The organism is Streptomyces sp. NPDC015144 (assembly GCF_043079735.1).
Lineage (GTDB): Bacteria > Actinomycetota > Actinomycetes > Streptomycetales > Streptomycetaceae > Streptomyces.
This window is the reverse complement of the sequence record NZ_JBIBUU010000013.1, coordinates 180,913-199,405: the sequence shown is the minus strand read 5'-3', so window position 1 is coordinate 199,405 and position 18,493 is coordinate 180,913. Positions and strand designations below refer to the sequence as shown.

General features: G+C 72.9%; 13 protein-coding genes. 3 read left to right on the top strand and 10 right to left on the bottom strand.

The window, feature by feature from the left end:
• Nucleotides 1–2: 2 nt before the first annotated feature.
• Nucleotides 3–908: an aminoglycoside phosphotransferase family protein gene (locus tag ACF08W_RS22755; RefSeq protein WP_392280341.1), complete on the top strand. Its 906-nt coding sequence runs from the start codon at nucleotides 3–5 to the stop codon at nucleotides 906–908.
• Between the two features lie 60 nt (nucleotides 909–968).
• Here ACF08W_RS22755 and ACF08W_RS22750 read toward each other — a convergent pair whose 3' ends face one another.
• The 9 genes from ACF08W_RS22750 to ACF08W_RS22710 all read right to left on the bottom strand — a co-directional run bounded on the left by ACF08W_RS22750 (nucleotide 969) and on the right by ACF08W_RS22710 (nucleotide 14,130).
• Complete coding sequence (locus ACF08W_RS22750) at nucleotides 969–2,663, bottom strand: proline--tRNA ligase (protein WP_392280340.1); 1,695 nt, start codon at nucleotides 2,661–2,663, stop codon at nucleotides 969–971.
• Between the two features lie 80 nt (nucleotides 2,664–2,743).
• The gene (locus ACF08W_RS22745; RefSeq protein WP_392280339.1) at nucleotides 2,744–3,313 is read right to left on the bottom strand and encodes a GNAT family N-acetyltransferase; all 570 of its coding nucleotides are present in this window, start codon (nucleotides 3,311–3,313) and stop codon (nucleotides 2,744–2,746) included.
• A gap of 63 nt (nucleotides 3,314–3,376) precedes the next feature.
• A complete protein-coding gene (locus ACF08W_RS22740) occupies nucleotides 3,377–4,222 on the bottom strand; it encodes a GNAT family N-acetyltransferase (protein WP_385212081.1) in 846 nt (281 codons plus the stop codon).
• Nucleotides 4,223–4,377: 155 nt separating this feature from the next.
• Complete coding sequence (gene ispG, locus ACF08W_RS22735) at nucleotides 4,378–5,532, bottom strand: flavodoxin-dependent (E)-4-hydroxy-3-methylbut-2-enyl-diphosphate synthase (RefSeq protein WP_352276401.1); 1,155 nt, start codon at nucleotides 5,530–5,532, stop codon at nucleotides 4,378–4,380.
• Between the two features lie 181 nt (nucleotides 5,533–5,713).
• Nucleotides 5,714–7,024, bottom strand: a complete 1,311-nt coding sequence (locus ACF08W_RS22730) for a site-2 protease family protein (protein WP_352276400.1) — start codon at nucleotides 7,022–7,024, stop codon at nucleotides 5,714–5,716.
• Nucleotides 7,021–8,283, bottom strand: a complete 1,263-nt coding sequence (dxr, locus tag ACF08W_RS22725) for a 1-deoxy-D-xylulose-5-phosphate reductoisomerase (RefSeq protein ID WP_352276399.1) — start codon at nucleotides 8,281–8,283, stop codon at nucleotides 7,021–7,023. Before dxr ends, ACF08W_RS22730 begins: the two co-directional genes overlap by 4 nt.
• A gap of 237 nt (nucleotides 8,284–8,520) precedes the next feature.
• Nucleotides 8,521–9,966: an aldehyde dehydrogenase family protein gene (locus ACF08W_RS22720; RefSeq protein ID WP_392280338.1), complete on the bottom strand. Its 1,446-nt coding sequence runs from the start codon at nucleotides 9,964–9,966 to the stop codon at nucleotides 8,521–8,523.
• Nucleotides 9,967–10,107: 141 nt separating this feature from the next.
• Nucleotides 10,108–11,676 carry a PucR family transcriptional regulator gene (locus ACF08W_RS22715; RefSeq protein WP_392280337.1) on the bottom strand — a complete coding sequence of 523 codons (1,569 nt, stop codon included), beginning with the start codon at nucleotides 11,674–11,676 and terminating at the stop codon, nucleotides 10,108–10,110.
• Between the two features lie 108 nt (nucleotides 11,677–11,784).
• Nucleotides 11,785–14,130, bottom strand: coding sequence for an ATP/GTP-binding protein (locus ACF08W_RS22710; RefSeq protein WP_392280336.1), 2,346 nt, complete (start codon nucleotides 14,128–14,130; stop codon nucleotides 11,785–11,787).
• Nucleotides 14,131–14,392: 262 nt separating this feature from the next.
• Here ACF08W_RS22710 and gabT point away from each other — a divergent pair, with 262 nt between their 5' ends.
• Together gabT and ACF08W_RS22700 are read left to right on the top strand one after the other, a co-directional pair.
• Nucleotides 14,393–15,733 carry a 4-aminobutyrate--2-oxoglutarate transaminase gene (gene gabT / locus ACF08W_RS22705; RefSeq protein ID WP_366295955.1) on the top strand — a complete coding sequence of 447 codons (1,341 nt, stop codon included), beginning with the start codon at nucleotides 14,393–14,395 and terminating at the stop codon, nucleotides 15,731–15,733.
• Between the two features lie 137 nt (nucleotides 15,734–15,870).
• Nucleotides 15,871–16,677: a phosphatase PAP2 family protein gene (locus ACF08W_RS22700; protein WP_392280335.1), complete on the top strand. Its 807-nt coding sequence runs from the start codon at nucleotides 15,871–15,873 to the stop codon at nucleotides 16,675–16,677.
• On the opposite strand, the gene ACF08W_RS22695 is transcribed toward ACF08W_RS22700, so the two are convergent.
• Nucleotides 16,667–18,490: a chitinase gene (locus ACF08W_RS22695; RefSeq protein WP_392280334.1), complete on the bottom strand. Its 1,824-nt coding sequence runs from the start codon at nucleotides 18,488–18,490 to the stop codon at nucleotides 16,667–16,669. The genes ACF08W_RS22700 and ACF08W_RS22695 overlap by 11 nt on opposite strands.
• Nucleotides 18,491–18,493: the final 3 nt, after the last annotated feature.

Here is an 18,493-nt window from a genome sequence, read left to right as displayed (position 1 = left end):
GTATGGGTTTTGAACCGCCGCAGCGTCTGGTCCGGGCGCTGGGCGAGTCGCACGAGGACACGTCCGCCGCCGACTGGCTGGGCCGGCTACCCGCGCTGACCGAGGAGGCGCTGGCCGCCACCGGGCGCGCACCGGCCGTCGAACGGGTCGCCGCACCGGGCGGCCGCAGCAGCCTGGTCCTGCTGGTGACCTGCGCCGACGGCACTCCGGCCGCGCTGAAGCTCGCGCCGCCCGCGGCCGCCCCGGAGCGGGAACGGGCCGCGCTGGTCCACTGGAACGGCTGGGGCGCCGTGCTGCTCCTGGCCGACGCCCCGGGCGCGCTGCTGCTGGAGCGGCTGCACCCCGAGGTGTCGCTGCGCTCCCTGCCGGAGGCGAAGGCGCTGCTGGAGGCGGCCGGGACGGTGCGACGGCTGTGGGTCGAGCCGCCGGCCGGGCACACCTTCGAGACGGTCGCCGGGCGTACCGGGGAGCAGGTCGGGGCGATGCGGGCGCTGGCCGACGCCCAGCCCGAGCTGGCGCCGCTGGTCTCGGCCGCCCTCGCGGTCCGCGAGGAGCTGGTCGCCGACGCCCCGGAGCTGCTGCTCCTGCACGGCAACTTCCGGCAGAGCAAGGTGCTCGCCGGTGAGCGGGTGCCGTGGCTGACGGTCGGCCCCGAACCGCTGGTCGGTGAGCGCGCCTACGACCTGGCCCGGCTGGTGCGCGACCGCGTGGAGGACCTGATCGCCTCGTCGAACGGGGCGGTGACGGCCCGGCGGCGGATCGGGAAGCTCGCCGACTCGCTGGAGGTGGACCGGGAGCGGCTGCGCGGCTGGGCGCTGTTCCGCGCGGTGGAGTCGGGCGCCCGGGCGCTGGCGGCGGGCCGCCGCCAGGAGGGCGAGCTGACGCTGGAGTTCGCGAGCTGGCTCTGAGGGCGCGTACGCGGCAGGCCCCCGCGCGAGGTGCGCGGGGGCCTGCCGGGTGTCCGGGGCTCAGGCGGAGAGACGGGCGATCGCCTCGTCGACCGTGAGCTCCTCGCGCTCGCCGGTGCGGCGGTCCTTCAGCTCCACAACGCCCTCGGCCGAGCGGCGGCCGGCGACCAGGATCTTCGGGACGCCGATGAGCTCCGCGTCGGTGAACTTCACGCCGGGCGAGACGCCCGCGCGGTCGTCGACCAGGACCCGCAGCCCCGCCGCGCTCAGCTTCTCCGAGACGTCGAGCGCCAGCTCGGTCTGGAGCGCCTTGCCCGCCGCGACGACATGCACATCGGCCGGGGCGACCTCGCGGGGCCAGCACAGGCCCTTGTCGTCGGCGGTCTGCTCGGCGAGGGCGGCCACCGCGCGGGAGACGCCGATGCCGTACGAGCCCATCGTGACCCGGACCGGCTTGCCCTGCTGGCCGAGGACGTCGAGCTGGAAGATGTCGGCGTACTTGCGGCCGAGCTGGAAGATGTGGCCGATCTCGATGGCGCGGTCGACCTGGAGGCCGGTGCCGCACTTGGGGCAGGGGTCGCCCGCCTCGACGACGACCACGTCGAGGTAGTCGGACACCTCGAAGTCCCGGCCCGCGACGACGTTCTTCGCGTGCTTGCCCTCCTGGTTGGCGCCGGTGATCCAGGCGGTGCCGGGGGCGATACGCGGGTCGGCGATGTAGCGGACCTTCTCCAGGCCCTGCGGGCCGACGTAGCCGCGCACCAGGTCGGGACGGCCCACGAAGTCCTCGGCGGTGACCAGCTCGACGACGGCGGGCGCCAGGTGCTCGCCGAGCTTGCCGAGGTCGACCTCGCGGTCGCCGGGCACGCCCACGGCCACGATCTCGCCGTCCACCTTGACCAGCAGGTTCTTCAGGGTGGCGGAGGCGGGGACGCCGAGGTGCTCGGCGAGCGTCTCGATGGTCGGGGTGTCGGGGGTGTCCAGCTCCTCGACGGGGCCGTGCGCCGAGCCGTCCACCGCGGTGGCGTTGAAGGTCACGGCCTCGGTGTTGGCGGCGTAGTCGCAGGCGGGGCAGTCGACGAAGGTGTCCTCACCGGCCGGGGCGGGGGCGAGGAACTCCTCGGAGGCCGAACCGCCCATGGCGCCGGAGACGGCGGAGACGATGCGGTGGTCGAGGCCGAGCCGCTCGAAGATCCGGATGTAGGCGCCGCGGTGCAGCCGGTACGCCTCGGCCAGGCCCTCGTCGGTGGTGTCGAAGGAGTACGAGTCCTTCATCTGGAACTCGCGGCCGCGCAGCACACCGGCGCGGGGGCGGGCCTCGTCGCGGTACTTGGTCTGGATCTGGTAGAGGATCACGGGCAGGTCCTTGTAGGACGAGCACATGTCCTTGACGACCTGGGTGAAGATCTCCTCGTGGGTGGGGCCCAGGAGGTAGTCGGAGCCCTTGCGGTCCTTGAGCCGGAAGAGCAGGTCGCCGTACTCCTCGTAGCGGCCGCTCGCCTCGTACGGCTCCTTGGGCAGCAGGGCGGGGAGCAGCACCTCCTGGCCGCCGATGGCGTCCATCTCCTCGCGGACGACGCGGGTGATGTTCTCCAGGACCTTCTTGCCGAGCGGCAGCCAGGTCCAGATTCCGGCCGCGGTGCGACGTACGTATCCGGCCCGGACGAGCAGCTTGTGGTTGAGCGTCTCGGCGTCGGCCGGGTCGTCGCGCAGTGTCTTGATCATCAACCGGGACATGCGCTGGACCTGGGCCATGGTGAACTCCTGCTTGGAAGGGTGATGTGCAGGAGGTTAGCCGGGCGGTGCGGGTGGGCGGAAATCCATAACCCCCGTGATCACCCGTCCCGGGGGCGGCGGCGCAGCGGGAGCGGGGCGCCCATGACCGCGTAGGGCTGGGCGGCGCTGGGGAAGAGCACCTGCCGCGCCAGGTCCTGGTAGCCGAGGCTGCGGTACAGGCCGCGGGCGGGGCTGTCGGTGTCGATGGCGGAGAGGATGGACCGGGGGTGGCCGACGGCGTCGGTGAGGGTGGTGATCAGCGCGCGGCCGATGCCGAGGTTCTGGAAGCCGGGCAGGACGTGGAGTTCGGTGACGACGAAGGCGTCGTCGAGCCAGTGGGCGCGGCCGGTGTCGCGGAGGTAGGGCTCGACGACGGTGGACCACCACTGGCCGCGCTCGTTGGGCATGCCGTAGGTGAAGCCGACGAGCCGTCCGGCCGCGGTGGTGGCGCCGAGGGCGTGGGCCTCGGGGTGGTCGAGGTGTCTCAGGACGATGTGGCGGCGCACCTCGACCTCCTCCGGCCCGAGCCCGAAGGCGACGGCCTGCACGGCGAGTGCCTCGTCCACGCGGGCGGCGAGGTCCACGGGCCCGATCCGGACGCCGGGGCCGCCTTCGGAGTGTGCTGCCATGTGCCGACCCTACTGGCCGGGGCGGGGTGCGGGGTACGGGACCGGGGTGCGGCCCGCCCGGGCTCAGAAGAGGACGCTCATGAACGCGCCGGTCTCCCGGAAGCCGACCCGGGCGTAGGCCCGGCGCGCGGGGGTGTTGTAGTCGTTGACGTAGAGGCTGACGACGGGGGCGACATCGGCCAGGGCGTAGCGCAGGACCGCCGCCATGCCGGTCTCGGAGAGTCCGCGGCCGCGGTGCTCGGGGGCGACCCAGACGCCCTGGATCTGGCAGGCCTGCGGGGTGGCGGCGCCGATCTCCGCCTTGAAGACGACCTCGCCGTCCTCGATCCGGGCGAAGGAGCGGCCGGCGCCGATGAGTTCGGCGACGCGGGCCTGGTAGAGGAGTCCGCCGTCGCCCGCCAGCGGGGAGACGCCGACCTCCTCGGTGAACATCGCCACGCAGGCCGGCATCAGCAGTTCCATCTCGTCCTTGCGGATGCGGCGGACGTGCGGGTCGGGGGTGATGTCGGCGGAGAGGCTCTCGGTGACCATCAGCGGCTGGTGGGCGCGGACCTCGCGGGCGGGGCCCCAGCCGGGTTCGAGCAGCCGCCAGAGCTGGGCGGTGGGCTCGGCGGGGCCGACGATGGAGGAGCAGCGGCGGCCGGTCCGGCGGGCCCGGTCGGCGAAGGCGCGGACGGCCTCGGGGGTGGCGCAGATCGGGACGAGGTTGGCGCCGGAGTAGCAGAGGGAGCGGAGCCGCCCGTCGGCGTACCAGCCCCACATCTCACCGCCCAGGCGCCAGGGGTCGAGACCGGCGATCCGGACCCGGGACGTGACGAAGGCGTTGGCGACGGGCTCGCTCTCCAGGACGGCGAGAGCGGCACCGAGGTCGCCGGGTTCGAGGACCCGGGTGGTGGTCTGCGTCAACACGAGGGGGCCTCACCATATGGTCTGCTGATTTCCGCACTTTAACCGAAGTGGCCCAGTGATGCCGCCGGTGGGCGGTGGCCGCGACGGGTTCACTCATGACGGCGCCCCGCCGGTCGGTGTCCGTCCGGCGGGGCGCGGCTGCCATGGGCGGCGGGTCAGCTCACCGAGACCTCCGGCTCGCCCGAGGCGATGCCGTCCTTCTCCATCTGCTCGGCGATCTTCATGGCCTCTTCGATCAGCGTCTCGACGATCTTCGACTCGGGCACGGTCTTGATGACCTCGCCCTTCACGAAGATCTGGCCCTTGCCGTTGCCGGAGGCGACGCCCAGGTCGGCCTCGCGGGCCTCGCCGGGGCCGTTGACGACGCAGCCCATCACGGCGACCCGGAGCGGGACCTCCATGCCCTCCAGGCCCGCCGTCACCTCGTCGGCCAGCTTGTAGACGTCGACCTGGGCCCGGCCGCAGGACGGGCAGGAGACGATCTCCAGGCGGCGCTGGCGCAGGTTGAGCGACTCCAGGATCTGGATGCCGACCTTGACCTCCTCGGCGGGCGGCGCCGAGAGCGAGACCCGGATCGTGTCGCCGATGCCCTCGGACAGCAGCGCGCCGAACGCCACCGCGGACTTGATCGTCCCCTGGAAGGCCGGACCGGCCTCGGTCACACCGAGGTGCAGCGGGTAGTCGCAGCGCTCGGCCAGCTGACGGTACGCGTTGACCATCACGACCGGGTCGTTGTGCTTCACGGAGATCTTGATGTCGCGGAAGCCGTGCTCCTCGAAGAGGGACGCCTCCCAGAGCGCCGACTCGACCAGGGCCTCGGGGGTCGCCTTGCCGTACTTGGCGAGCAGCCGCGCGTCCAGCGAGCCCGCGTTCACGCCGATGCGGATCGGGGTGCCCGCGTCGTTGGCGGCCCGGGCGATCTCCTTGACCTTGTCGTCGAACTGCTTGATGTTGCCGGGGTTCACGCGCACCGCCGCGCAGCCCGCGTCGATCGCGGCGAAGACGTACTTCGGCTGGAAGTGGATGTCGGCGATCACCGGGATCTGCGACTTCTTGGCGATGGTCGCCAGCGCGTCCGCGTCGTCCTGCGTCGGACACGCCACGCGGACGATCTGGCAGCCCGAGGCCGTCAGCTCGGCGATCTGCTGGAGCGTCGCGCCGATGTCCGAGGTGCGCGTGGTGGTCATCGACTGGACCGAGACCGGCGCGTCCCCGCCCACGGCCACCGACCCGACCTGGATCTTGCGGCTGACCCGCCGGTCGGCGAGCTTGGTCGGAACGGACGGAATTCCGAGAGAAATCGCAGTCATGCGCTGAGCATCCCCAAGGTGTGGATCAAGGTCCCGAGACGGCGGGCTTTGAGCTTCGAGGTTACGGCACCGGCGGAGGGCGGAAGCACACCCGTACGGGAGTGCCGCGAAGCCGTGACGGCCCCGGCACACACCGTGTGCCGGGGAAACCGTCGTCCGTGACGCGTGGAGGGGGCCGGGATCAGGAGATCTTGACCGGGTTCACGATGTCGGCGACCAGCACCAGCAGCGTGAAGCAGATGAAGACACCGGCGACGACATAGGCGACCGGCATCAGCTTGGCCACGTCGAACGGGCCGGGGTCGGGGCGCCTGAAGACCCGGGCGACATTGCGCCGCAGGGCCTCCCAGAGCGCTCCGGCGATGTGCCCGCCGTCCAGGGGCAGCAGCGGCAGCATGTTGAAGAGGAAGAGCGAGAGGTTGAACCCGGCGAGCAGGAACAGCATCATCGCGACCTGGTTCTCCGCCGGTACGTCCAGCGTCATCACCTCGCCGCCGATCCTGGCCGCGCCGACGACGCCCACCGGGGAGTCCGCGGCGCGCTCGCCGTCGCCGAAGGCCGCGTTCCACAGGTCCGGGATCTTGGACGGGAGGGCGATGATCGACTCGACGCCGTTCTCGACCATGTCTCCCATGCGGACGACCGAGTCGCCGAAGGAGAGCGGGACGATCTCCGTCTGGGCGGCGAAGCCGAGGTAGCCGGCCTTCACGAACTCACCGGGGACCACCTCGCCCCTGGAGTCCTTCTTGGCCACCGAGTTCTTCGCCAGCACGGCGTGGAGGGTCTTCTCCTGGCCGTCGCGCAGGACGGTGAGGGTGGCGGGGCCGATGGTGTCGCGGATCTTGGCGGAGAGGGCGTCCCAGTCGTCGACCTTCTGCCCGTCGAAGGCGACGATCCGGTCGCCCTTCAGGAGCCCGGCCGCCTGGGCGGGCGAGACCGGGTCGGACTTCTTGCACGTGTCGCGGTTCTCGCTCTGGTCGATCACGCACTTCTGGACACCGGCCACCTCGGTGGTCTGGGTCTGGAAGCCGAAGGTCATCGCGACGCCGAGGAAGATCACGACGGCGAGGACCAGGTTCATGAACGGTCCGGCGAACATCACGATGACGCGCTTCCACGGCTTGCGCGTGTAGAAGAGGCGCTTCTCGTCGCCCGGTTCCAGCTCCTCGAACGCGGCGGACCTGGCGTCCTCGATCATGCCGCGCCAGGGCGAGGTGGACCGCGCCTCCAGTCGGCCGTCCGCCCCGGGCGGGAACATGCCGATCATGCGGATGTAGCCGCCGGCCGGGATGGCCTTGATGCCGTACTCGGTGTCGCCCTTCTTGCGCGACCAGATGGTGGGGCCGAAGCCGACCATGTACTGGGGGACGCGGATGCCGAAGAGCTTCGCGGTCGACAGGTGGCCGAGCTCGTGCCAGGCGATCGAGAAGAGCAGGCCGAGGACGAACACGGCGATGCCGAGAATCGTCAGCAGGACCGTCGTCAGACTCATGCGCGCGCCTCCGCTGTCGCTTTCGCCGAGAGTTCACGGGCCCGGGCGCGTGCCCAGGTCTCCGCTTCGAGGACGTCCGCGACCGTGAGCGAAGTTCCCGTGGCGGGGGTGCCGTGTTCGGTCACCACCTCGGTGACCGTATCCATGATTCCGTTGAACGGCAGCTGTCCGGCGAGGAAGGCGTCGACGCATTCCTCGTTGGCGGCGTTGAAGACGGCCGGTGCGGTCGCCCCGAGCGTGCCGACGTGCCGGGCCAGGCCGACCGATGGGAAGGCCTCGCCGTCCAGCGGGAAGAACTCCCAGGTGGACGCCGTGGACCAGTCGAAGGCGGGGGCGGCGTCGGGGACCCGGCCGGGCCAGCCGATGCCGATGGCGATCGGGCCCCGCATGTCCGGCGGGGTGGCCTGGGCGAGGGTGGAGCCGTCGGTGAACTCGACCATGGAGTGGACGTAGGACTGGGGGTGGACCACGACCTCGATCCGGTCGAAGGGGATGTCGTAGAGGAGGTGCGCCTCGATGACCTCCAGGCCCTTGTTGACCAGGGTCGCGGAGTTGATGGTGATGACCGGTCCCATGGCCCAGGTCGGGTGGGCGAGGGCCTGTTCGCGGGTGACGTCGGCCAGCTCGCTCCTGGTGCGGCCGCGGAAGGGGCCGCCGGAGGCGGTGACCACGAGCTTGCGCACGTCGGCGCGGGTGCCGGCGCCGAGGGCCTGGAAGAGGGCGGCGTGCTCGGAGTCGACCGGGATGATCTGGCCGGGCTTCGCCAGGGCCTTGACCAGCGGGCCGCCGACGATCAGCGACTCCTTGTTGGCCAGGGCGAGCGTGCGGCCCGCTTCGAGCGCGGCGAGGGTCGGGGCGAGGCCGATGGAGCCGGTGATGCCGTTGAGCACGGTGTGGCAGTCGCTCGCGGCCAGTTCGGCGGCGGCGTCGGGTCCGGCCAGGATCTCCGGGAGCGGCTCGCCCGTCCCGTACTGCTCGCTCAGCGCCTCGCGCAGGGCCGGTACGGCGGCGGGGTCGGCGACGGCCACGGTGCGCACCCGCAGCCGCCGCGCCTGCTCGGCGAGGAGGGCGACCCGTCCGCCCGCGGCGGAGAGCGCGGTGACGCGGAAACGGTCGGGGTTGCGCAGCACCAGGTCGATGGCCTGGGTGCCGATGGAACCGGTGGAGCCGAGGATGACGAGATCCCGTCGGCCTTCCGTCGCGTCGAAGACGAGATGCGGATCGGCGAGGGGGGCAGGGCTGTCGCTCATGCCCCCCATTGTTGCCGCAACACCTGTGCGCGCGGACAGTGCGTCCCGGGAGACGGCCCGAAAGGCCCTTGCGCGAAGGGGCGTCGGGGCACGGAAGGGCGCCGGACGGACCCGTTCCGGGGAAACGCGGAACGGCCCGAACCCCCGCACAGTGGGTTCGGGCCGTCTCGTGTCACCTGCTCTCGTGCTGTCCAGGCGGAAACACAGGCGACATGGGCGGGCCGGTCGGGCCGGTCCGGTTCGTGGCTACAGGGCGAGGCCGGTGAGGACCAGCACGCGCTCGTAGGTGTAGTCGTCCATCGCGTAGCGGACGCCCTCGCGGCCGACGCCGGACTGCTTGGCGCCGCCGTACGCCATCTGGTCGGCGCGGTAGGACGGGACGTCACCGATGATCACGCCGCCGACCTCCAGGGCCCGGTGGGCACGGAAGGCGGTCTGCAGGTCGTGGGTGAACACACCGGCCTGGAGGCCGTACTTGGAGGAGTTGACGGCCTCGAACGCCTCGGCCTCGCCGTCCACCTTCTGGACGGACAGGACCGGTCCGAAGACCTCCTCGGCGGCGAGGGTGACGCCGTCCGGGAGCTCGGTGAGCACGGTCGGCGCGTAGGTGGCACCGTCGCGCTTGCCGCCGACGAGCAGCTTGGCGCCGGCCTGCACGGCCTCGTCCACCCAGGACTCGACGCGCTTGGCGGCGTCCTCGCTGACCAGCGGGCCGACCTCGGTGGCCGGGTCCGACGGGTCGCCGGTGACCTGAGCCTCGACGGCGGCGACGATCTTCGGGAGCAGCCGGTCGTAGACCGCGGCGTCCGCGATGACCCGCTGTACGGAGATGCAGGACTGGCCGCCCTGGTAGTTGGAGAAGGTCGCGATCCGGGTCGCGGCCCAGTCCAGGTCCTCCTCGGAGGCGTAGTCGCCGAGGACGACCGCGGCGGCGTTGCCGCCCAGCTCCAGGGTGCAGTGCTTGCGCGGCACCGACTCCATGATCGAGTAGCCGACCGGGCCGGAGCCGGTGAAGGAGATCACGGGCAGCCGCTCGTCCTGGACCAGGGCGGGCATCCGGTCGTTGGGGACCGTGAGCACGGACCAGGAGCCGGCCGGCAGGTCGGTCTCGGCCAGGATCTCGCCCAGGACCAGCGAGGAGATCGGGGTGGCCGGGGCCGGCTTCAGGATGATCGGGGCTCCGACGGCGATGGCCGGGGCGACCTTGTGGGCGCTCAGGTTCAGCGGGAAGTTGAACGGCGCGATGCCGAGGACCGTGCCCCGCGGGAAGCGCCGGGTCAGGCCGAGGCGGCCGGTGCCGCCGGCGTCGGTGTCCAGGCGCTGGGCGTCGCCCCCGTTGAAGCGGCGGGCCTCCTCGGCGGCGAACCGGAAGACGGATACGGCGCGGCCGACCTCGCCCCGGGCCCACTTGATGGGCTTGCCGTTCTCGGCGGAGATCAGCTGGGCGATCTCCTCGGTGCGCTCCACCAGACGCCGCACGACGTGGTCGAGTGCGGCGGCCCGGACGTGCGCCGGGGTCGCGGCGAACTCCTCGCGCACGGCGTGCGCGGCCGCGACGGCCTCCTCGATCTGGGCGTCGGTCGGCACGCTGACGGTGCCGACGAGACGGCCGTCCCAGGAGTTGGTGACGTCGAAGCTGTCCTCGCCGGTGGCCTGGCGGCCGGCCAGCCAGAAGGCGTGGGTGGAAGTCATGGAGGTTCCGGCCCTTCGGAGCGGTGGGGGTGTCTTGCCCCCACCGTAGGGCCGCGCGGCCGTTTCGGCGTTTGTCCGGGGTGGAGCAGTACGCTCCGGGGACGCTACGGATTGTCGGACGCGGCGGGGTACGGGCGCGGGCTAGGGGGCGGGGGTGCTGGTCGCCTTCAGGGCCAGCCAGAGCTCCATCCGGACGTCCGCGTCGTCCAGCGAGCGGCCCAGGATCTCCTCCACCCGGCGCATCCGGTAGCGCAGGGTGTGGCGGTGCACGCCCAGGTCGGCGGCGGCGGCGTCCCACTGGCCGTGGTGGGCGAGCCAGGCGCGCAGCGAGGCCACGAGGTCGCCGCGTCCCTTGGCGTCGTGCTCGCGCAGGGAGCGGAGCATTCCGTCGGCGAAGGCCCGCACCGCGTCGTCCGCGAGCAGCGGCAGCACCGAGCCGGCCGCCAACTCCTCGTGCTCGACCAGGGCCCTGCCCCGGCGGCGGGCCACCGAGAGGGCCTGCTCGGCCTGTTTGTACGCGGCGGAGACGGCGATCGGGCCCGCCGGGGCGGAGAGGCCCACGACGACGGCGCCCTCCTCCGGTTTGACGCCCTCGCCGGAGGTCCGGGCCTCCTGGGCGCCGGTGTACGCGGCGCAGGCGGTGACCGCCGCGCCGCCGTCGGCGGCGAGGACGACGAGCCGGTTGCCCTCGGGTACGGAGAGCAGGGTCTCGCCGGTGCGCAGGGCCGCCGTCTCCATCGCCTCGGCGAGCGCCCCGGGCCCGGACGGCTCGGCGCCCTCCGCGATGAGCAGCCGGAACGGGGCGTCGAGCAGCCCGCCGTACAGGTCCCCGGCGACGGCGCGGGCGTGGTCGGACTCGCCGGCCAGCAGCATCCGCAGCACCGCCGCGCCGAGGCGCTGTTCGGCGCCCTGGAGGGACCGGGAGCGGGCGGTGGTCAGGGTGAGCAGGGCGACGGCGGAGTGGACGGCGTACCGCCCGGCGGTGCCGAGCGCCGCGCCGGTGCCGACGGCCAGCGCGCCGCGGACCTGGCGGCCGGTGCCCAGGGACTGGAGCTCGACCCGGTCCTCGGCGCTGCCGACGACCATGCTGGCGGGGGCGGCGCGGTCCCGCAGCCGTTCCACGTCGGGGGTGAGGCGGGCGGCGCGGCGGGCGGCCCACTCGGGGGCGGAGGCGACGACCTGGCCCGCCGCGTCGTACAGCGCGGCCCAGCCGTCGAGGTGGGCGGCGAGCCGGGTCAGCAGCTCGCCGGGGCCGTCGCCGGAGAGCGCCGCCCGGGTCAGCTCGCGCTGGACCTCGAAGCCCGCCGTCACGGCCCGGTACTGGTCCTCCGCGATGGCCGAGGAGACCGCCTTGGCGATCGCGATGAAGGGGGTGCGGCGCGGCACTTCGAGGAGCGGAAGCCCGGCCTCCTCGGCCGCGTCGATCAGTGCCCGCGGCACCTCGTCGTAGTTGACGCCGACGGCGAAGCCCAGCCCGGTGACGCCGGCGGCGGCCAGCCGCCGCACGTACCGCCGCATCGCCTCGGGGTTCTCGGCGTCCAGGTTGGTGGCGGTGACGAGCAGGAACTCGCCGCCCTCCATGTACGGCACCGGGTCGGTCAGCTCGCTGGCGTGCGCCCAGCGCACGGGCGCGTCGAGCCGGTCCGCCCCGGCGCGCACGATCAGTTTGAGCGCGGGGCGCTGGACGAGCGAGGCGAGAGTGAGGGGCATGGCGACCGCGGGACCTCGTGGTGTCGGTTTTCGCCGTCCCGTATGAACGACTACCCCCAATTCTGCCAGACTGGCCTGGTTCTCCACGACCACGCACGGGGCGCCCGGTCAGCCGTTCAGATCCACCAGCAGCGGCGGCGCGTGCTCCCCGTCCACGGTCGTCAGGGAGAGCACGGCGTGGCCTGCCGGGACCTGGCGGGCCAGCTCGGAGGCCGACCAGCGCTCCCGCTCGACCTTGCGCACGGTCACCGCGTCGGTGGTGACCGCCTTGCCGGTGACGAGCTTGCGCAGGGCGTGCACGGCCCGGGTGAGCGGCTGGTCGGCGAAGACCGTGTGCTTGGCGACCTCCGTGGTCTCCACCCACTCGGTGCCCCAGGCCTGCGCGAAGAGCCGCCCGTCCCAGGTGGTGACGCCGGAGAAGGCCATGTGGCAGCCGACCGAGCCGAGCAGTGCCGTGTGCAGGGCCTCGGGGACGTCGTCCAGTCCGCGCAGGGTGAGCAGCACTCCGGCGTTGCGGCTCCGCAGCCGCTGCACGGCCCGTACGGACTCGGTCGTGACGGTGTGGGTGGCGTCGTCCAGGGCGAGGAAGGCGAACAGGGAACGGTCCGTGCGGGCCGCCGCCCCGGCGGTGAACTGGGCGAGCACCAGACGGGTGAGCAGCCGGGCGGCCTCGGGGTGGGCGCGTTCGGGGAGGTCGACGCGGACCCGCAGCGGGTGTTCGAGGGTGCGCGCCGAGAAGGGGCGGGCGGCGGCCTCGGGGTCGAAGAACCCGGCGAAGGCCGGCCGGTCCAGGACCGCGAGCCGGTCGGCGAGCCGGACGCCCGGGTCGCCGGGGGTGCCCGCCTGCCGGGCCCGGGCGTCGAGTTCGCGGAGGTAGGAGCGGTCCGCGTCGGTGTCGAGCCGGGCCCGGAGCCCGGCGAGGGCGTCGGGCGCGTTGTCGAGGAGCTCGCGCAGCGCCTGGACGGAGGGGAAGTGGCCGTGGGCCGCCCGGTACGGGCCGAGGAGCTGGGCGAGCGCGGTGGCGGCCCGCCGGGCGTCGACGTCGGGCAGGTCCCCGGCGAGCGCCTCGGCGAGCAGGGCGGCGGCCTCGTCGGCGTCGTCGGTCCCGCTGTAGAGGTCCAGGTCGCGGGTGCGGGACGGGTCGCCCGGGGCGATGACCACGTCGTAGCTCTCGTCGGCCCCGAGCGGGGTGCCGGCCGCGCAGACGGCGATGACGACGGCCTTCCCGGCGAGGGCCTGGAGGGCGAGCGACTCCACGACGGGCCGCACCACGTGCCGGGTCTTGCCCGCGCCGAAGGGGCCGACGGCCAGCAGGGAGGCGCCCAGCACCGCCGGATCGACGGCGGCGCCCGCGCCCCGCCGGGCGGCCGGGTTGCGGTCGTGGTCCGGGCAGCGGCCGAGCCGGACCTGGGAGGTGAGCAGGTCGTGGGTGGCGGAGCGGGCCGGCAGGTCCCGGGCGCCCGAGGGGTGCGGGCAGGCCCCCGCGCCCCGGGTGAGCACGGAGTCGACGAACGGGCCGAGCCGGGCGGGGTCGGCCTCCACGGTGCTCCAGGCGCGCCGGATGCGCACCCAGTCGACGTCGTTCATGTGTCCGGTGCGCTGTTCGGCGACCAGCCGGTCGGCGGCGCCCTGCTGGCCCGCGGCGCGCAGCCGCGGCCAGTCGGCCGGGTCCGCGGCGGGGGCCTTCTGCTGCTCCGGGGCGCTCCCCCGGCCGCCGCGCAGTTCGCGGAAGGCGCCGAGCCAGTTCCCGGCCCGTCCGATCACCAGCAGGATCACGGCGGCGCCCGTCAGGTGGTAGACGGTCGTGAAGGTCTCGACCCGGTCCGCGATCTCCTGGGCGGTGCCGTGGTACAGCCAGGAGTAGGGGGTGAGCCCCAGGACGAGGTCGTCGAAGGGCAGCAGCCCGTCGGCGTTCACGAAGCAGAGGATCAGGACGGCCGCGGCCAGCCCGGTCCGCACCGCCCGGCCCGGCATGGGGTGGTCGGCGGCGTAGCGGCGGAAGACCCCGGTCCAGTTGCCGATCCGGCCGAAGCCCCAGATCACCAGGACCGCGAACAGGCTGTTGTAGGCGGACAGGGCGGTGACGGCCGCCATCGGGCGTTCGAGCCCCCACCAGTCGGACGGGGTGACCAGTTCCAGCAGGATGCGGCTGTGGGGCACATAGCCGTTGCGCCACAGCGACCAGACCAGCAGGGCGGCCAGCAGGGCCACCACCGCCCCGCCGATCAGGGCCCGGTCGGGCACCCGGTCCGGGTCGGCCTCGGGCCTGGGTGCGTGGCCGAGCCGCCACAGGCCGGGCTCGGCCGCCGCGCGCCGGGTCCGCAGCCAGGTGTCGACCGGGGGGCCGGCGGTGGGGGCGTGCCCGGGCCTGGGCGGCGCTCCCGGCGGGGCCGGGCGCGGCACCGGATGACCCGAGCGGGTGGAACGTGCGTCGTGCGTGCCCTCGGTGTCCATGTGCTGTCCCTCGTCCCCTGACCAGCGCCGACCGTATGACCGGGCACGGATGCCCGAAGCCCTCAATCTAGTGCGAGAACAGGGCGGGTTCAGCAGGCTCCCCGGTCCGGACACACCGGCGTCCCGGTCCCGCGCACCGCCCCGCCATGTCCACCACGGACAACCCCGCCCGACCACCACTCCCGAACGGAACATGCCGCACCCCCGGCCCCGCCCCTAGCCTGCAGGGGAAGCGTCCGAAACATCCCCCCAGGAGCCCCACATGACCGAAATCCCGCAGGAGCGACGCGTCGTCACGGCCATCCCCGGCCCGAAGTCGGTGGAGCTTCAGGCCCGCCGGCTGAACACGGTGGCCGCCGGCGTGGGCTCCACCCTGCCGGTGTTCACCGCCCGTGCCGGTGGCGGGATCATCGAGGACGTGGACGGCAACCGCCTGATCGACCTCGGCTCCGGCATCGCCGTGACCTCGGTCGGCGCCTCCGCCGAGGCCGTGGTGCGCCGCGCCTCCGCGCAGCTCGCCGACTTCACCCACACCTGCTTCATGGTCACGCCGTACGAGGGCTACGTCGAGGTCTGCGAGCAGCTCGCCGAGCTGACCCCGGGCGACCACCCGAAGAAGTCCGCGCTGTTCAACTCGGGCGCCGAGGCCGTCGAGAACGCGGTGAAGATCGCCCGCATCCACACCAAGCGCACCGCGGTCGTCGTCTTCGACCACGGCTACCACGGCCGCACCAACCTCACCATGGCGCTGACGGCCAAGAACATGCCGTACAAGCAGGGCTTCGGTCCGTTCGCGCCCGAGGTCTACCGGGTGCCGGTGGCGTACGGCTACCGCTGGCCGACCGGTGCCGAGAACGCCGGTGCCGAGGCGTCCGCCCAGGCCATCGAGCAGATCAACAAGCAGATCGGCGCCGAGAACGTCGCCGCGATCATCATCGAGCCGGTGCTCGGCGAGGGCGGCTTCATCGAGCCGGCCAAGGGCTTCCTCCCGGCCATCGCGCAGTTCGCCAAGGACAACGGCATCGTCTTCGTCGCGGACGAGATCCAGTCCGGTTTCTGCCGCACCGGCCAGTGGTTCGCCTGTGAGGACGAGGGCATCGTCCCGGACCTGATCACCACCGCCAAGGGCATCGCGGGCGGCCTCCCGCTCTCCGCCGTGACCGGCCGCGCCGAGATCATGGACTCCGCCCACTCCGGCGGCCTCGGCGGCACCTACGGCGGCAACCCGGTCGCCTGCGCCGGTGCCCTCGGCGCCATCGAGACGATGCGCGAGCTTGACCTGAACGGCAAGGCCAAGCGCATCGAGGAGGTCATGAAGGGCCGCCTCGCCGAGATGCAGGCGAAGCTGCCCAACGGCGACGTGATCGGCGACATCCGCGGCCGCGGCGCGATGATCGCGATCGAGCTGGTGAAGTCCGGCTCGAAGGACCCGAACCCGGAGGCCGCCGCCAAGCTCGCCAAGGCGTGCCACGCGGAGGGCGTCCTGGTCCTGACCTGCGGCACGTACGGCAACGTCCTGCGCTTCCTGCCGCCGCTGGTGATCGGTGAGGACCTGCTGAACGAGGCGCTCGACGTCATCGAGCAGGCGTTCGCCACGATCTGACCTGTGCGAGCTCCGGCACCCCCGGAGCACACGCTCGCGGGGCCCGCGTGAGGGCCTGTGAAGAAGGTGTGCGGGGCCGATGGCGGGATACGTTTCCCGCTGTCGGTCCCTCTGCCGCTGCCGTACGGTTTCCGCAGATGAGAGAGACACCCCGCCCGCAGGGGACTTCGGGCGACGCCGGTTCGGGCCGTTCCCGGCACCGTTCCGGCCGTGCCTTCGCGCACGCCGGTGGAGCCTCCGGCTCCGGAACTCCTCACCGATCGGATGGCCGCTCGCCCCAGACCCCCCGGGGCGTGCGGCAAACCGGTCCGACCGGCCGCCCCGGAACCACCCCCCCGGTTCCCGGGCGGCCGGCTTTTTCGCGTTCCCCGGTGCTGTGGGCGCTGCTCCCGCTCGCCCTCTTCGGACTGGTCACCTGGCAGGTCGCGGCCGACGGCCCGTTGCGCCGGCTCGACGAGCGGGCCGGCCGGGCCGTCGTCGGGCACGGCCCGGCCGGGCTCACCGAACTCCTCGCCGATCTCGGCAACACACAGGTGGCGCTCCCGGTGCTGGGCTGCGCGATCGTCCTCGCCCTGGTGCGCGGCGCGCGCCGCCGGGCGCTGTACGCGGCGCTCGCGATGGCCGCCGTGCCCCTGCTCGTCGTACCGCTGAAGGCGTGGATCGCCCGCCCGGGGCCGCTGACGGAGGCCACCGGCTACTACCCGTCCGGTCACGCGGCGACGGCCCTGGTGGCGTACGGGGCGGCGGCGCTGCTGGCGGCGCGCCCGGGGCGGTGGGGGTCGTGGATGATGCCCGTCGCCGCTGCCTTGCTGGCCACGGCGACGGGCATCGGTCTGGTGCTGCGCGGCTACCACTGGCCGCTGGACGTGCTGGGCAGCTGGCTCCTGTTCGGTGCGGTGCTGCTGCCACTGCGTCCCGGTGGGGTACGGAGTCTCAGCGCTTGAAGTAGGCGTCGAAGTTCTTCGAGAACTCCCCGTTGTTGAACCGGTCCCAGTTGATCGACCAGGTCATCAGTCCGCGCAGGGCGGGCCAGGTGCCGTGGGTGGCGTAGGAGCCGCAGTCGGTCTTCTTGGTGAGGCAGTTGAGCGCCTTGGTGACCTCGGCGGGCGAGGTGTGGCCGTTGCCCGCCTGGGTGGAGGCCGGCAGCCCGATGGCGACCTGCTCGGGGCGGAGCGGTGGGAAGACCTTGGTCTGGTCGCCCGCCACCGGGAAGCCGGTGAGCAGCATGTCGGTCATGGCGATGTGGAAGTCGGCGCCGCCCATCGAGTGGTACTGGTTGTCCAGGCCCATGATGGAGCCGGAGTTGTAGTCCTGGACGTGCAGCAGGGTGAGGTCGTCGCGCAGCGCGTGGATGACCGGGAGGTAGGCGCCCGCCCGCGGGTCCTGGCCGCCCCAGGGGCCCGAGCCGTAGTACTGGTAGCCGAGCTGGACGAAGAAGGTCTCCGGGGCCATCGTCAGGACGAACTTCTCGCCGTACTTGGCCTTGAGGGTCTTCACCGCGGAGATCAGGTTGACGACGACCGGGGTGGTCGGGTTCCGGAAGTCGGTGTCCCCGGTGTTCAGCGAGAGGGAGTGGCCCTCGAAGTCGATGTCGAGGCCGTCCAGCCCGTACTCGTCGATGATCCTGCTGACCGAGGAGACGAAGGTGTCCCGGGCGGCGGCGGTGGTGAGCTGCACCTGGCCGTTCTGGCCGCCGATGGAGATGAGCACCTTCTTGCCCTTGGCCTGCTTGGCCTTGATGGCGGCCTTGAACTCGGCCGCCGACTCGACGTTCGGGCACTCGGCCACCGGGCAGAGGGAGAAGCGGATGTCGCCGGAGGTGACCGAGGTCGGTTCGCCGAAGGCGAGGTCGATGACGTCCCAGGAGTCGGGCACGTCCGCCATCCGGGTGTAGCCGGAGCCGTTGGCGAAGCTGGCGTGGAGATAGCCGACGAGCGCGTGGGCGGGCAGTTTGCCGTCGCCCCCGCCGCCGCCCGCCGTGGTGGTGGCCTGGACGGCGGCCGACTTGGCGGACTCGCCCGCCGCGTTGACCGCGGCGACCTGGAAGCTGTACGCGGTCGACGCGGTGAGGCCGGTCACGGTGGCGGAGGTGCCGGTGGCGGAGAGGACCTTCGTGCCGCCCCGGTAGACGTTGTAGCCGGTGGCGCCCGGGGATCCGGTCCAGGAGAGGTCGACGGTGGAGGCGGTGGCGGTCCCCGCCTTCAGCCCGGTGGGGACGGCCGGGAGTTCGACCGGGGCGCCGCCGGGGCCGGTCAGGGAGAGGTCGTCGGCGTAGTAGGCGGGGGTGCCGAACCAGCCGTGGGTGTAGACGGTGACCTGCTTCGTGGCCGGTCCGGTCTTGAACGTGGTGGTGAGCTGCTTCCAGTCGGACGAGGACGAGGTCCAGGTGGAGACGTCGGTGGTGCCGGTGGACTCCGCGCCGAGGTAGACGTACGAGCCCTGCACCCAGGCGCTCAGCGTGTACGTGGAGTCGGGCTGGACGTTCACCGTCTGGGAGCACTTGGCGTTGTCGGCGCCGGCCGGGGTGGCCTTCAGCGCCGACGTACCGCCGTGTGCCGGGGTGCTGACGACGGCTCCGCTGCCCGCTGTGCAGCTCCAGCCGTCCAGTCCCGCCTCGAAGCCGCCGTTGCGGGCCAGTTCGGCGTCGGCCGCGGCGGCGGACGGGGCGAGTGCGGTCAGCCCGCCGGCGGCGAGCAGGGCGGCCGAGAAGGCGGCCACGACACCGGTCAGGCGGGCGGGGGGTCCCGTACGTTCCACAAC